General features: G+C 71.2%; 16 protein-coding genes. All 16 read right to left on the bottom strand.

Annotation, left to right across the window (positions count from 1 at the left end):
* Positions 1–3: 3 nt before the first annotated feature.
* Entirely contained in the window at positions 4–987 is a 984-nt protein-coding gene (locus ACZ597_RS05585) for a hypothetical protein (protein WP_471325365.1), read from the bottom strand.
* Between the two features lie 11 nt (positions 988–998).
* Entirely contained in the window at positions 999–1,904 is a 906-nt protein-coding gene (locus ACZ597_RS05580; protein ID WP_471325364.1) for a phage distal tail protein, read from the bottom strand.
* 1 nt (position 1,905) lies between these two features.
* A complete protein-coding gene (locus ACZ597_RS05575) occupies positions 1,906–4,314 on the bottom strand; it encodes a phage tail tape measure protein (protein WP_471326745.1) in 2,409 nt (802 codons plus the stop codon).
* Positions 4,315–4,553: 239 nt separating this feature from the next.
* Positions 4,554–5,033, bottom strand: coding sequence for a DUF7426 family protein (locus ACZ597_RS05570; protein ID WP_471325363.1), 480 nt, complete (start codon positions 5,031–5,033; stop codon positions 4,554–4,556).
* Positions 5,033–5,551, bottom strand: coding sequence for a phage tail tube protein (locus ACZ597_RS05565; protein WP_471325361.1), 519 nt, complete (start codon positions 5,549–5,551; stop codon positions 5,033–5,035). The genes ACZ597_RS05570 and ACZ597_RS05565 overlap by 1 nt, the downstream gene beginning before the upstream one ends.
* Positions 5,552–5,562: 11 nt before the next feature.
* Complete coding sequence (locus ACZ597_RS05560; protein ID WP_471325358.1) at positions 5,563–5,994, bottom strand: minor capsid protein; 432 nt, start codon at positions 5,992–5,994, stop codon at positions 5,563–5,565.
* Complete coding sequence (locus ACZ597_RS05555; protein ID WP_471325355.1) at positions 5,991–6,338, bottom strand: hypothetical protein; 348 nt, start codon at positions 6,336–6,338, stop codon at positions 5,991–5,993. The genes ACZ597_RS05560 and ACZ597_RS05555 overlap by 4 nt, the downstream gene beginning before the upstream one ends.
* Positions 6,335–6,655, bottom strand: a complete 321-nt coding sequence (locus ACZ597_RS05550; RefSeq protein ID WP_471325353.1) for a hypothetical protein — start codon at positions 6,653–6,655, stop codon at positions 6,335–6,337. Before ACZ597_RS05550 ends, ACZ597_RS05555 begins: the two co-directional genes overlap by 4 nt.
* Positions 6,649–7,047: a hypothetical protein gene (locus tag ACZ597_RS05545; protein ID WP_471325350.1), complete on the bottom strand. Its 399-nt coding sequence runs from the start codon at positions 7,045–7,047 to the stop codon at positions 6,649–6,651. The genes ACZ597_RS05550 and ACZ597_RS05545 overlap by 7 nt, the downstream gene beginning before the upstream one ends.
* Positions 7,048–7,049: 2 nt before the next feature.
* Positions 7,050–7,268: a hypothetical protein gene (locus ACZ597_RS05540; protein ID WP_471325348.1), complete on the bottom strand. Its 219-nt coding sequence runs from the start codon at positions 7,266–7,268 to the stop codon at positions 7,050–7,052.
* The gene (locus ACZ597_RS05535) at positions 7,268–8,278 is read right to left on the bottom strand and encodes a major capsid protein (RefSeq protein WP_471325345.1); all 1,011 of its coding nucleotides are present in this window, start codon (positions 8,276–8,278) and stop codon (positions 7,268–7,270) included. The genes ACZ597_RS05540 and ACZ597_RS05535 overlap by 1 nt, the downstream gene beginning before the upstream one ends.
* A gap of 23 nt (positions 8,279–8,301) precedes the next feature.
* Complete coding sequence (locus ACZ597_RS05530) at positions 8,302–8,904, bottom strand: hypothetical protein (RefSeq protein WP_471325342.1); 603 nt, start codon at positions 8,902–8,904, stop codon at positions 8,302–8,304.
* A gap of 78 nt (positions 8,905–8,982) precedes the next feature.
* On the bottom strand, positions 8,983–9,150 hold the full coding sequence (locus ACZ597_RS05525) for an Rmf/CrpP fold protein (protein ID WP_471325340.1): 168 nt from the start codon (positions 9,148–9,150) through the stop codon (positions 8,983–8,985).
* An 11-nt stretch (positions 9,151–9,161) separates the two neighbouring features.
* A complete protein-coding gene (locus tag ACZ597_RS05520) occupies positions 9,162–11,417 on the bottom strand; it encodes a phage minor capsid protein (protein ID WP_471325337.1) in 2,256 nt (751 codons plus the stop codon).
* 18 nt (positions 11,418–11,435) lie between these two features.
* Entirely contained in the window at positions 11,436–12,920 is a 1,485-nt protein-coding gene (locus ACZ597_RS05515) for a phage capsid protein (protein WP_471325334.1), read from the bottom strand.
* The gene (locus ACZ597_RS05510) at positions 12,904–13,203 is read right to left on the bottom strand and encodes an HNH endonuclease (protein ID WP_471326742.1); all 300 of its coding nucleotides are present in this window, start codon (positions 13,201–13,203) and stop codon (positions 12,904–12,906) included. The genes ACZ597_RS05515 and ACZ597_RS05510 overlap by 17 nt, the downstream gene beginning before the upstream one ends.
* Positions 13,204–13,213: the final 10 nt, after the last annotated feature.

Genomic DNA, 13,213 nt, shown 5'->3' with positions numbered 1-13,213 from the left:
CCCCTACGCGTCGAGCGGGTAGATCAGGCCGGACATGGCGGCCCACGTCGTGAGGCCGGGGTTCCCGATCAGCTTGAGATGTCCGTTCGTCTGCGCATCGACCTTGATCGGCACGCCGCCGGCCGCGATCGAGGCCGAGGTGTGCAGCGCGGGGCGGGCCGTGGCGGGAAGGGGTGCGGCGAGAGGCTGCCCGGAGTTGGGCGGCGAGGCGTTCGTCGCCCACGAGATGCCGCCGCGCCACTGGAGGTGAGGAACGCCGCCGAGCATGATCCGGCGATACCTGAGCGAGCCCTGCGAGTTGCCCGCGTTGGTGTAGCCGCTGGCCAAGGCCGGCGCCGTCCAACCGACCACGGGATCGAGGGTCTGCCACGCCGAGCCGTCCCACCGGTCAAGGCTGCTGCCGTTGTCGCGGTACTGGCCCGGGTAGGCGCCGGAGAACGACAACCCGTACCCGCGCGGGATGATCCCCCCGTACGCCGCGGTGAAGCGGCGCCGGTCGACGAGCGCCGAGCCCCATGTGATCCCGCCGGTGCCCGCACTCGTGCCTGCGGGCACCGTGATTTCCCACAGCCGCAGCGCGGCCGAGGGGAGCGAGGGCGGGCTCGGCGTCGCATTGGCGGCGCCCTGGACGATTTCGAGGCGGGCGAGGGTCTTGTCGCTGTTGTCGTGCAGCTCGTCGTACACCCGAATGATCACGGCGTCGATGCGTGTGTACTGGGCGTTTCCGTCGGCGACGGTCAGCGTCTCGGGCGCGGTCACGGCCACCGGGTAGGCGCCTTGGGTGTCCGTGCCTTGCACCAGGGCGCGGCCGACGCCGATCTGCACCTGCATGGCCGCGGTGCCGGTCGCCTTGAGCGCGTCGCCGCCGGCGATCACGCCGTCGCGAGTGGTCATGGCGGACTCGGGCGCCATGACGCCGAGGGGGACAAGGCGCGTGTCCTCGCGGGTCTGTCCTGCGGAGAGCAGCCATCCGGCGCGCACCGTCAAGGGGGTCCTCCTTACCAGTAGGCCGACCTCCACCGGACCTCGCACGAGGCGCGAGGGTCGGTGGAGCCGGGGGCCGCACGGAAGACGAGCGACGTCGCGCCCGGCGGAAGGGTGAACAGGGGCTCGGGCACGCTGCGCGCGGTCGCGGTGTAGAGCCGTGACGTGCTGCCGTTCAGGGTCACGGTGCCCTCGCGCGTGTCGATGGTCAGCGTGTCGTCGGCGGCGAGGTCGATGTCGTACTCGATTACCTCGCCGGTGCGGATGCCGGTCAGCGAAGGCAGCGAGACCGGCCCTCGGAAGGTGATGACCGGGTGGGCGGGGGCGTCGCCCTCGTTCACTGTGCGGAGCGCTCCCGTGCTGCCGGGGGCGCCGAAGTTGAGCGGGTACAGCAACCGCTCGGGGCCCGGGGTCAACTGCCAGTCGAGACCGGGCTCGGGGGAGGGCAGGGCGGTCTCGGCCTGCTGCTCGATCACGCCGTGCCGCCGCGGGTCGGTGGCCTCGAATTGCAGCGCGCCCCCGGTGACGAGACCGAGGGCGTACCCGCCCGCCCCGACCGGTATCGCTCGTCGCAGGCACCTTGCCCACACCAGCAGGGGCGGGGAGTCGTCGAGCTGGACGACGAGCGGCAGCTCGGCGTCGCCGAGCGCGGTTGTGGCCGACAGCTCGCGGACCGCGGCCCCCATCCGTCCTGGCTCGGTCCGGATCGCGAGGCCGTCGAGCGTGATCGTCCGTGCCTGCGCGAGCAGCCGCCCGGGGTAGGCCCCGTGGCTGTCCGACCGGGGCACGGTGCCCGAATCCAGCCCGGGGGAGTCTTCCCACCCTGAGAGTGACTCCCACCCGTACGGGGTGCCGGGGCCGAGCAGCAGCTCGCCGATCTGGATGTGTCCGGGCCTGCGGACGCGATCACCGGAGGCCATGTCACCCCCTTGCCTTCATGTGCCACGCGAGCGCGGTCGCGTTCTGCTCGGGGGACTGCTCGCCGCCGTGCCAGTTCTCGATATGGACGGTCGGCCCCCAACCACCGGCCGAGGCGCCCCCGCCCGCGGGCGCCCCTGCGGTGGCGAGCTGTGGACCGGCCGGCACCTGCACGAGGTTGCGCATCGACCGGGCGACGGCGGGCGAACCCGCTTTGATGCCCTCGACGATTCCCGCGGGAATGAAGCGGCCGATCTTGTCTCGCATGAGCCGCGACGGAGAATGAATTCCGAGGGCTTTCGCAATGGGTCCGGGAATCAGATTCTTGGCCCAAGACATCAGGGTCGAGCGCAGCCACGATCCCATGCCCTTAATGCCGTTCCACAGCCCGTAAATCAGGTCGCGGCCCTGGTCGTAGAGCATGGTGCCGAAGTTGCCGAAGTAGCTCGCGATCGACCCCGGCAGTCCGCGAACGTAGTCGAGCATTTCGCCCGCCTTGCGGACGGTTCCCGTCTTGATGGAATCCCAATGCCGGATTATCAGGCCGATCAAGGTCCAGTTTAGGAAGAAGTCGACGATACGGCCCGGGATGCCCTTGACCCAATCGACCGTGGCGTTCCAGGCGCTCACGGTGCCACTCTTGATCGAATCCCAATGCTTGATGATCAGGCCGACGATCGTCCAATTCAGGAAGAATTGAAGGATCGTTTCTCCGACCCATTTCAGCTTTCCCCAGACCCAATCCCACGCGGCCTTTGTGGCGCCGACGATCGTGTCCCAGTTGGCGACGATCAGGGCGACGATTCCGACCACCGCGGCGATCACGAGCGCGATCGGCCCCATGGCGAGCAGCCACGCCGCGGCCATCCGGGCGCCCTGTATCAGGGACTGTGTACCCATGACGACCCACGCCCCGACCACCCGTACAGCAGCCGCCGCGGCGCCCGCCCCCTGGGCAATCCAGCCCGCGAGCATCGACGCGTTGAGCAGGACAAACCTGGCTGCAGCGGCGACCCCGGCGGCGGTTTGAGTGGCCCATCCGGTGACGACCGCGACGGTCGTCGTCCACGCGGTGACACCGAGCGCGACGAGCGTCGGGAGCATCAGCACCGCGATCACGCCGGCGGCGATCGACAGTGCCGTCGAGTGCTCCGAGACGAACGACGCTCCGGCGCTGAACGCAGCGCCGAGCCCGCCCGCCCCAACCCAATTCGCGAGCTTTTCAATGATCGGGATCGCATAGTTCCCGATGGCGCCGACGAGCTTCTGTTCGATGCCTCGCTTGAATGCCTCGATCTTCGTCGCCGCATTATCGTGCAGCGCATTACCTGCGGCGTCGGTGGCGCCCTTTACATCCCCCAGGGCCTTGACTGCATTCGAGGGGTCGAGCGAGTAGATCGCTTTCTGCATGTCCTCGGCCTTGGTGCCGAAAAGGCCGAGGGCGAGCTCGCTCTGCTTGGCAGGGTCCTTGACACCGCGCAGCTTGTCGAGAACCTGATCGAGGGCCTTTGCTGCCTCCGGTCCACCCTTTTGGAAGACCTTTTGCATCTTCTCGGCGTTGAAACCGAGACTCGTATATGCGTCGGCCGTGGCCTCTTCCATCGATTGAGCCATCAAGGTGAATTCCTTGAGGCTGTCGGCGACGGTGTCAGCGTCGCGGGCGCCACCTTGCAGGCCCTGCTGTAGCAGCCCCATCGACGTCTGAGCGTCGAGCCCGAGCTGCCGAAATTCAGTCGGATACTCCGAGAATGTGTCGAGCAAATCCTCGGCGGCATCGACGCCGTTCTGTGAACCCTTTACGAGGACGTCGAGCGCTTCCTCGGCGGACTTGGCGAGCCCGTTTTTCATCATGACGCCGACGGAACGACTCACGTTGCCGACGTCCTCGCCCATGACCGAGGCAGCCGAAGCGACCTGCGTCGCCAGCGTCTTGACCTGCCCCTGCGTCGCCTCGGGTGGCAGCAGCCCCCCGCGGGCGATTCCCTTGATGATCTCGGCGCCGTCTCCGACAGAGTCGACGATCGCGCCCGCGTAGAGATCGCCCGCCACCTGGCCGTACTTGGCGGCGACCGGACCGGTCGCGCCGAGCTGTGCCTGTAGCTGCCCGGGGATCTTGTCCTGTTCGAGGGCCTTGCCGATGCCCGCCATGAGCGCGGCACCGATGCCCGCTCCGATCGCCGCGGCGGCGAACCCCTTGAGGGCGGTGCCCATGCCGCGGGACGCTTCCGCCCCGCCGTCGGCCGCGCCGTCGGCGAGCCCGTCGCCGAGCGCGTCGCCGGCCTGCTCGCCCGCGCGGTCGGCCTCGGCGGCGATTCGGTCGCCGCCCTGCCGCATCGCCTGCTCGGCGCGCGCGACTCCGGCGGCGGCGCCCGAGTCGTCAACGGTGATCGTGGCGGCGAGTTCGCCGACCATGAGGGCCACAGCTCACCCCCCGGTCGGTCGTGCCGCGCGGTGCTACCGAGCGGGAGAGTCAGGCGGGGGGTTGAGCAGGCGCGCGAGGCGCGTCTCGGTGCTGAGCAGGCCGAGCACCCGCACTCGCAGCCACCGCCACGAGCGGGTTTGCAGAAGGTTGGGGGTGCTGAGATCGAGCCCGTAGGTCTCGTGCAGATCAGCCTCGACGATCGGCCACTCGTCGAGAATCCGCGCCCACGTCACTTGCGGCGCTTGCCCTTGGGCTTGCCGCGGCCCGGTTCCGGCCGGGTACTCGTACCACTCGAAGAGCCCTGATTCCTCGTCGTATTCGCCCCGCCCGATCGGCGTGCTGCTCGGTTCGGGGCCAGACGAGAAGGGTCGCCACCGCTGTTCCAGAAGCGTTCCGCGGCAGTGCGGTCCTGCGCGATCCACACCATGCAGGTGAGGGCCGAGTGCTTGAGTGCCGGCCACGACACACCGTCGGCGAGCATCTCGTCGTAAGCGGTGCCGAGGACATCACGGAAGTGATCGCGTTCGGCCGCATCCGAGAGAACCTGTTCGTCGGCTCGGCCGCCGTCCGCGGCCACCGCGGCGGCGTGCACGAGGGCCTGTGTACGCAGACCGACCTCGGCCGACGGGGCGGGCACGACGTAGTGCCGGCCCCCGATCGGCAGAGTGAGCGATTCGACGAGCAGCTCGTCGAGAGCTTCGAACGCCATCAGCTGTCACCCCCCTTGGCGGCGAGCAGGCCCGGGGACGCAACGGGGTTCGTGATCGTGGTGAGCGGGCCCGAACCGGTAAGCGTGACCTTGACCGTGTCCACCTCGGCAGCGTCGCCGCCGTCCGGCTCCCACTGGACCACGGCCCGCCCCTCGTACGCGTCGGGGAGACCGGACCGGTCGAACCACCGCACCCGCACATAGCTGTCGGGACCGAAAAGCATCGACGCCTTGCGCAGGGCCTCTTGGGCAGTGCTGAATTTCTTGGTCGTGGGGTTCGCGCGGTGGGCGAGGGTGGTCTCGACGCTCCACTTGAGCATGGTCACCACCTGCTCGGGATAGCCCTCGCCGTCGTAGAGATTCAGCTCTTGCACGGTGGGCTCGATCTTCGGCGCGAACTCACTGACGCCCGGTACGAGCGTCCACACCGGCGTACCCGGCACGGTCGGCATGTCGAGTTCGAGGCGGTACCGCCGGGCAAGCAGGGTGGTTTCGTCGGGGGGCGGCGGCGTGCTCAATGACGCTTCTCCTATTCGAGGTTGGGATGCCGGCGGTTCGCGCGGCAGTAGTAGTTCGCGGTCCGCTCCCATCGGCCTGAGGAGTCAGCCCCGATCGGGGCGGCCGAGACGCGATAGACGAGCTGCACCTGCGACTCGCCCCACGCGTGGGGGCCGGACGCGTGCAGCAGGTCGTGCACCTGGTCGACGAGCACCTCGGCCTCGCGCGGGTCCGTACCGGCGCGCACGCGCACCTGTAGACCCGTGGTCGTGTCGGTGAGCGCGGCCGAGTCGGTGACCGGGTAGGTCGAGAGGCAGATCGCACGGTCGGGTGCTGGCGGGAGGGCGGCGACGGTGATCGCGGTCTCGCCCGCGGCGTACACGCCGGCGGGGCGGTAGACGCCGACCCCGGCGGCGGCGAGTAGCTGCGCGACCCCGTCGGCAAGGTCGGTGGAGTAGCTCACCGCAGCGCCCGCCGCACCTGCGCCGCGATCAGCGCCTGTACCTCGCCGGACGTCTCGGGCAGGACAGATTCGAGGTACTTCGCGCTGCGCCCGGGGGCGTGCCGAGCGTTCATGTCCTCGTGCACGCGGGCGGCGTACGGCACGTCGTAGCTGACCGCGGCGGTCATCTGCTGCTCGTCGACCGAGGCGGCGCCGGACCGTTCGAGGGTGCCCTCGGCGATCGGCACGCGCTGCCGGCTCGCGCCGAGGACGTGCTCGGCGCCGAGCAACAGCCCCCGCGCCGCGGCCTCGCGAATCGCGTCGGTGGCGGCGGTCCCGTTCCAACGCAGACGAGCACGGCTCACTCGCACATCACCTCCGAGCAGGCGGGCACCGGGAGACCGGGTGCGGTGTGGCGGGCGACAGAGAGCGCGGTCGTCACCCGCCCGTCGGGCAGAGTGATGCGCGAGCCGACCGGACAGGCGAGGTCCGGTGCGGCGATGATCTGCGCGCTGCTGGTGACCTCCCTCCCGTCCGGGGCGCGCACCATGCGGACCGAGGCGGCGACGAGCGCGGGCACCTCGCGGACGGGGACGCCGTAGACAGGCCCGTACGCCCCGTCGCCCTCGTGTGGCTCGATGGTGATCCGGTGCCGCAGCAGGAACTCGGGCAGGCTCACCATGCGAACACCCGCCCCGGTTCGAGCCCTGCTCGGCGCAGCGCCCGGCGGGCGCGCGGGGCGAGCTCGACCCCGGACGCGCCCGCGGCCGACGTCTTGCGGTCGGACAGGCTCACCGGGCCGATGGAGACCGAGCCCCACCGGTCGGCCGCGCCCGTGCCGTCGTCTCCGGTGGCGAGCCACCATTCGACCTGCGCGCAGCTCGCGGCGGACAGGGCGGCGGCGATGGCGGGGTCGGTGGGGTCGCCGTCCTCGTCGACCGGGTAGACGGCGGTCAGCAGTGCACTGTCGATGTCCTCTCCGGCTCTTGCGATCAGCCGCTCGGCCTCGGCGGGGGCTGGCTTGCCGAGCCACACGGCGAGGGTCTCGGGTGTTGTGTAGGGCTGTCGGGCCACGATCACCCCCTCGTGCGGCGGGCAGCAGAACGCCCCGCCGGCTTGTCGTCGTCCGGCGGGGCGCTCGTCTCGTCGATCGGGTCGACGTTGTAGCCGTGTCTGCGCAGGTACAGCAGCAGTCCCTCGCTCGGATCGGTCGCGGTGCCGCGCCCGTCGATGAGCGTCAGATCGGCGATCTGCTCGTCGCCGTCGTGCGGGGCGGTGATCTCGTAGAGGGCCATCACTGGACCTTGATGTTCCGGAGCACGGCCGCGGCCTTGGTGGATTTCAGCGCGACCGCCACCGGCCCGAGCTCGACCTCGCCCACCTTGACGGCGCCCGCGGTGGTGAAGTCGGGCAGCCACTGCCGCACGAGCTGCCCGCCGAGGGTCGAGACACCGTGGAACCCGTCGGTCCCGAGGCGGACGGCGTACAGGTCCGAGAGGCCGGTGATGTTGCCGCCCGCTCCAGCGCCGTCGACATCGCGGGTCTCGACCGGGATCACCGGGTTGGTGCTGCCGGCCTTGTCGCCGAGGTCCACCAGGGCGACGCCGTTGTACGACTCGATGCGCTGCCCGAACGAGTTCTCGCTGCGAGAGAAGTACCCGGCCCGGCGGGCAAGCGACCGCACACGAGCGATCGTCTTCTTGTTGCCGAAGATCGCCGACGGGGCGCCGTCGAGCAGGCTGAGGAACTCGTCGAGCACGTCGATCGCGTCGTTCGCCTTGCCTGCGCTCTCCCCGATCGCCGCGCCGGTCCAGTCGAGGGAGGCGCCCGCGCCCATCTCGGTCGTGCTGCTCGCGAGGGCCTTGTCGAGCCCGTCGAAACCAGCCTCGGCCCCCGGGGTCGCGATGCGCTTGCCGTTGATGACCTGATCGGAGAAGAACGCGTTCGCGCTCTTGATCGTCTGGCCCATCTGGAAGGCGACTTCATTCGTCGCCGCCGACCCGAGGTTCGCGAGCACGCGGTCGATCTCGAAAGCCCCGCCGAGCGGGGAGAGATCGACGGTGAACCGCTTCCGGGCCGCCTGCGCCTTGGGGTACTCGGTGTTCAGCGGCCGGAACTGCGCCGGGCGCTCGGTGATCAGGCGGGTGTATCCGTACGTGAGGGTCGCGCCCCCACCCGCGGGGGACACAACGTCGTCGAAGGGGAGATTGTCGAGCAGCCACGAGGACTTGCGGAACTCGTCGATCACGGTGAGGTCGATGTCGTCCTGCGTGTTCAGCTTGGCGTCGGCAAGGGTGATCGCCATAGGCGGTACCTCCTAGGTTGGGATCAGCCGCCGAGGCGGGCGGCGATGGCGTCGTGCAGCGATGCGGGCCGGCGCTCGCCCTGCGGAGCGCCGTTGAACTCGGCGCCCCCGCGGGCGGGACTGGGCACGGCGCGGTACAGATCGGGGTCGCCCTCGACCGTGCTCTTGATCGCGGCGGCGAGCTGCTCGTCGAACTTCGGGTCTTGCGGATCGGCGTCCTTGAGGCCGGCAAGGAAACTCCGGCTGTTCAGCAGGCGGTCCCCGCGCGCCCCGAGATCCGCGGCATGGCGGGCGACGGCGAGCTCGACTCGGGCCGAGCGCAGCGCGTCGGCATTCTCGGCGAGCAGGCGGTCGCGCTCGGCCACCGCGGCGGCGAGCTGCGCGGGGTCCTGCTCGGCCTCGCCGTTCGGGTTCAGCGCGCGGGTGACAGCGTCGAGGGCGGTACGCAGCTCGGCGCGTTCGGCCTCGGCCTGATCGGCGCGGGCGGTCACGGTGGCGAGCTGCTCGGCCGCGGCCTGGCCGTCGCCGGCCGGTGCTTCCGGGGTGGGGTTCGGGTCGGCCGCCGGGGCGCCCGAGGCTGGTGTGTTCGGGCCGGTCGGACTGGTCTCGGACGTGGGTTCAGGCATGGCTGTTCGGCCCTCCGGGGCGTGGTGCGGGCATGAGAAAGGGGGCCACCGGATCGGCGGCCCCCTAGGTGTGGGCGGTCACTGCTCGGGTTGCGCGTGCGGCTCGGCGGCGACGTACCCGCGCACCCATGCGGCGCGCAGCAGCGGCTCGTCGCCGCGGTGCGGGCAGTCGGTCGCCGGGCGCCCGGCGACCGCCGCGGCGGCACCGGCCTCGCGGGCGCGCACGGCGTTCTCGCGGAAACCCAAGCGCTCACCTCCTAGAACCGGCGGCGCTGGTCCTCGCGCGCAGCGCGGGCGGTTTCGCCTGCCTGCGTCCGGACCCCGGTCACCTGCTCGCTGAACTCGGTCAGCGTCACCCGGGGCGAGACCTCTTCCCAGAAACGAATCAAGTCCTCCGAGGCCCTCGCGTAGGCGACGTGGGCGGGACCGCTGAACAGGGAGAAGGGATCGAGGCCGGCGGACCTGCTTCGGCGATTGAGCAGGTTGCCGCGGGTGTAGTCCTCGGCGGCGAGCACTTGCAGATAGACGTGCTCGCGGTACATCTCGCGTATCTCCTCACGGCTGTACGCCGCGCGCGCCTCGCGGTCGGCGAGCTCGCGCTCGTACGCCCATCGCTCGGCCGCAGACATGTGCTCGGTCCCGTCCGGCCCTCTTTCGAGGTCGCGCCCGTAGGCGCCCCACTCGTCCGGGTCCGCCGGCTGTGGGTCATCGAGGCGTACGGGGTGCATGGTCGCGTCGAGGGCCTCGCGGGCGGCGAGGGTGTCCGCGACGGTCGCGCCCGCGGGGACGGCGGGCGGGGCGGCGGGGTATCGGCGGTCGATCTCGGCGGCGATCCGGGCGGCATCGTCGGGGGAGGCGTAGCGCACACCCCACACGAGGACGTCGTCGGCGAGCGCGGAGAGATCGGCGGCGAGCCGTCCGGCGGGGAAAAGTTGGCCGAGCAGGCGGCGCCGATGGATCTCGGCGCCGATCGCCGGCCGGTCGTCGGCTACGTTCCGGGCGCGGTCGGCGAGCTGCGCCTCGGACATGCCGACGAGGTCGCGGCGGATACCGGGCATGGCGGCGTCGATGTCGCGCCGGTCCATCTCGCCCATGATCCGCAGCATGTCCTCGTCGCCGAGGTGGACGGCGATCCGGGCGAGCTCGTCGTCGGAGAACTGCGCGAGGTCATCGACGAGCCGGCCCTGCGGCCGGATGCGGGCGAGCAGTTCCTGCTCGTCGCGGCGGTCCGCCTCGGCGACGATCCGGGCGCGGTCGCGCTCGTCGAGCACCCCCGGGCGCAGGGCGGCGCCGAGCGCGGTCTCGGTCATCTCCGGCAGGGTCCGCTCGTCGCCCGAGCGGACGCGCGCCGCCTGCACGGCGTCGGCTGGCGGCGGCGGTGCGGTCGAGGCGAGGTTGCCCGCGCCCGGCTGCTCGCGCTCGCGGCGGCGGATCAGCTCGGGGTGCGCGGCGAGGTGGTCGCGCATCTTGCCCTGCCACTGCCGCACTCTGGCCTCGGCCGCCGTCTTGGCCTCGGGCGTCAGCGCGGCGGCGCTGCGGTTCTTCCACTTGCGAATGCCGCGCTCGATCGCCCTCTGTTTCTGTGTCGCCTCGTACCCGTCGGGGTCCTGCGACGCCTCGGCCGGAACCCGAGTCACGCCCGGAAGGAATGCGGCGACCGAGTGCCGACAGTTGGGGTGTTGCAGCCCTCGGCGCCGAGCTGCGTCGAGGCTTCCGGCGATGTGCACCCGGACCGTGCGCCCGTCCTCGACGGCGTGCTCGACCTCGATCGTTCGGGCACCGTCGGGCCCGTCGAGCGTGAGCACGCGCCCCTCGAACGGGTCGCACAACGGGCAGTTGTGGGGGGCGTAGCTGACGATCACGAGGTCGAGGCCAGCAGCGCGCAGCCGGTCGCCGTGCGCCTCGACCGCGGCACGGCCCACGGCCGTGCGCACTGCCATCTCGGCGTAAGAGGTCATCTGCCAGGAACGCCCGGACCGGTCGACGAACGAGCGCAGACCACGGTCGGCCGCGCGGTCCATGGCCCGTTGTGTGGCCTGCCTGCGGGTGTCGATTCCGAGCAGCGGAGTCGCGGTCACCTCGGCAATAACCTGCCGGTAGGTGTCCTCGACGCCGCGGAGAATCCCACGGTGGGTCTGCGTGACGAGCTCGACGGCTTCCTGCGCGAGCCGGTCGACCGCCCGTGTGCTCGGGGTGCTCTCGGCGATCCGGCGGGCGTCGGCGTCGGCCAGGGCGCCGAGCTCGGCGAGCCCGGACCTCGCGCCCACGTTGTACGCCTCGGCGACGACGTCGAACACCTCAAGCTGCATAGCGTCCGACAAGGCGGTGACGACGCCCTGCGCCGCACGCCGTAGGGGCTGCACGTCGCGGAGTTTGGCGGTCGCCCACCCGGGCGCTTCGTAGCCTGCGGCGAGCTGCCGGGCGATGATGCCGAGCAGCCGCTGCTCGGCGTCGGCGTACAGGTCGCGGACACCGGCCGAGAGATCCTCGACCATCCCGGGGTGGATCGGCACGGCGCCCCCCTCGTCCGGTCAGAGCAGGGAGCCGGCCTGCATGGGGTCGGGCACGGCCTGCCCGGTCTCGGCGAGGATGCGGGCGGTTTCCTCCCGCACGGCGGTCTCGTCCCAGTTCGGATGGAGGATGCGCACGCGAGTCTCGACGCTGATCGCCTGCGCCTGCACGAGCAGGGCGAGGGTCTGCGCGGTGGCCTGCGGGTCCTCGCTGACCGAGTCCCCGAACACGACGCGCGGGCGCTCGACCACAAGAGACGGGGTGAACAGGCGCCGGTCGAGCAGCAGCATCACGTGCAGCATGTGCGCGAGGGGCGCCTGCCAGTACCGGGCTTTCTTGTCGCGGGTGATCATCGACCTGCGCTCGCGGGCCTTGACCTCGGTCGCGGTCGCGGCGACCTGATCGCCGATTCCGAAGCTCTGCGCGGAGTAGCCGGCGGAGCGCACGGCCTGCTGCACGATCGCGTCGGCACTGCTCTGGTGCTCGGTGACCCTGATCGCGAACTGCGACAGGGTGATACCGGCCCCGCCGGTTTCGGTCGGTGGGATCGCGAGGGCCTGCCATACCTCGCGGTCCTCGTCCCAGGAAGCGCCGCGGCCGGGGCCGTGGTCGCGCAGGTAGGCGTCGGGCACGATCAGGCGGGCACGGGCGAGGCGGATGTCACGCAGCCACGACGTCCACACCGAGTCGAGCGCGTCCATGAGGTCATGCAACGGGGCGGCGTAGTCGGACCGGCCGAACGGGGAACCCCGGTACTTCCGGTGCGGCTTGATGTTCGGCACGTACGCGGCGGTGAGCTCGTCGATTCCGGTCGCGATGCTGTCGCCGTCGCCGTCCGGGTCGAGGGAGTCCACCAGGGCGGCGACGTCGGGGTGCTCGGACAGGGGCACGCGGACGCCGAGGCGGTCGGGTGTCCCCTGATAGAGCCCGTGCCGAATGAGCCCCGGCTCGTGTCGTTCGAGGTGTCGCCACACGGTGGCGGTGTCCGAACCGGACAGCTCCCGCCAGAAGGTAACCCCGGTCAGGACGCCCCATCGGAAGTCCGGTACTGCCGAGTCGGCGTGCACGGCGGTGAGCAGTGGGCGGGCCGCAAGGCTGGTGTCCCACGTGACGCGCAGGTACACACCGCCGAGGGCCGCCCCGATCTCCGCTGCTTCGAGCAGCGCGTTCGCCACGCCGCCGGACTCGACGAGCTCGCCGAGCCGGTCCTGCGTCGCCCTGTCCTCGACGGTGAGCACCGGGGGCTCGGAGAAAAGAAGATCCGCCGAGGTCGAGGCGAGGTCACCGGCGAGCGGGATGTGCATGCGGTTGTCGGGCCGCCCCGATGCGGGAGCGCTGCGCGCCCACAGCCTGCGCCGCCCGTCCTGCCGTCGTCCGTGGTCGCGGTAGATCGCGGCGAGCCGCTTGCGGTCACCGGAGTACCAAGCGTCGTCGACCGCCATATCGCGCAGCAGGCCGGCGAGATGCGGCGGCGGCCACGCGCCGCCGTTATCGGGCAGGGGCACAGCTCACCCCCCGCCGTCGTCTCGTCCGGGCGCGCGAGGCCGCGCACCTGCGGCAGTGCCGGGTGCCGTTCGGAGCGACGTACGTCGTCGCCGTGTCGAACTCGTGGCCCCGGGCGCAGTGCGTCTGCCGTGCACGGCGCGCGGCGGGGGAGACCCCCCGCAGGATGTTGGTCCGGTGGGACACCACTTCGAGGTGGTCCGGGTTCACACAGTGTCTGCGCCGGCACAGATGGTCGATCACGAGCCCATCGGGGATCGCCCCGCGGGTCAGCGCGTAGGCCACCCGGTGCGCG

The organism is Streptomyces sp. NPDC040718, from assembly GCF_055593565.1.
Note: the sequence above shows the minus strand (reverse complement) of the source record. Positions and strands in the feature narration are given on the sequence as shown.

Coding starts and splice junctions, on each gene's coding strand:
- ACZ597_RS05580 (WP_471325364.1), bottom strand. CDS start 1,904: ATGGCCTCCGGTGATCGCGTCCGCAGGCCCGGACACATCCAGATCGGC.
- ACZ597_RS05575 (WP_471326745.1), bottom strand. CDS start 4,314: ATGGTCGGCGAACTCGCCGCCACGATCACCGTTGACGACTCGGGCGCC.
- ACZ597_RS05570 (WP_471325363.1), bottom strand. CDS start 5,033: ATGGCGTTCGAAGCTCTCGACGAGCTGCTCGTCGAATCGCTCACTCTG.
- ACZ597_RS05550 (WP_471325353.1), bottom strand. CDS start 6,655: ATGGTGAGCCTGCCCGAGTTCCTGCTGCGGCACCGGATCACCATCGAG.
- ACZ597_RS05540 (WP_471325348.1), bottom strand. CDS start 7,268: ATGGCCCTCTACGAGATCACCGCCCCGCACGACGGCGACGAGCAGATC.
- ACZ597_RS05535 (WP_471325345.1), bottom strand. CDS start 8,278: ATGGCGATCACCCTTGCCGACGCCAAGCTGAACACGCAGGACGACATC.
- ACZ597_RS05530 (WP_471325342.1), bottom strand. CDS start 8,904: ATGCCTGAACCCACGTCCGAGACCAGTCCGACCGGCCCGAACACACCA.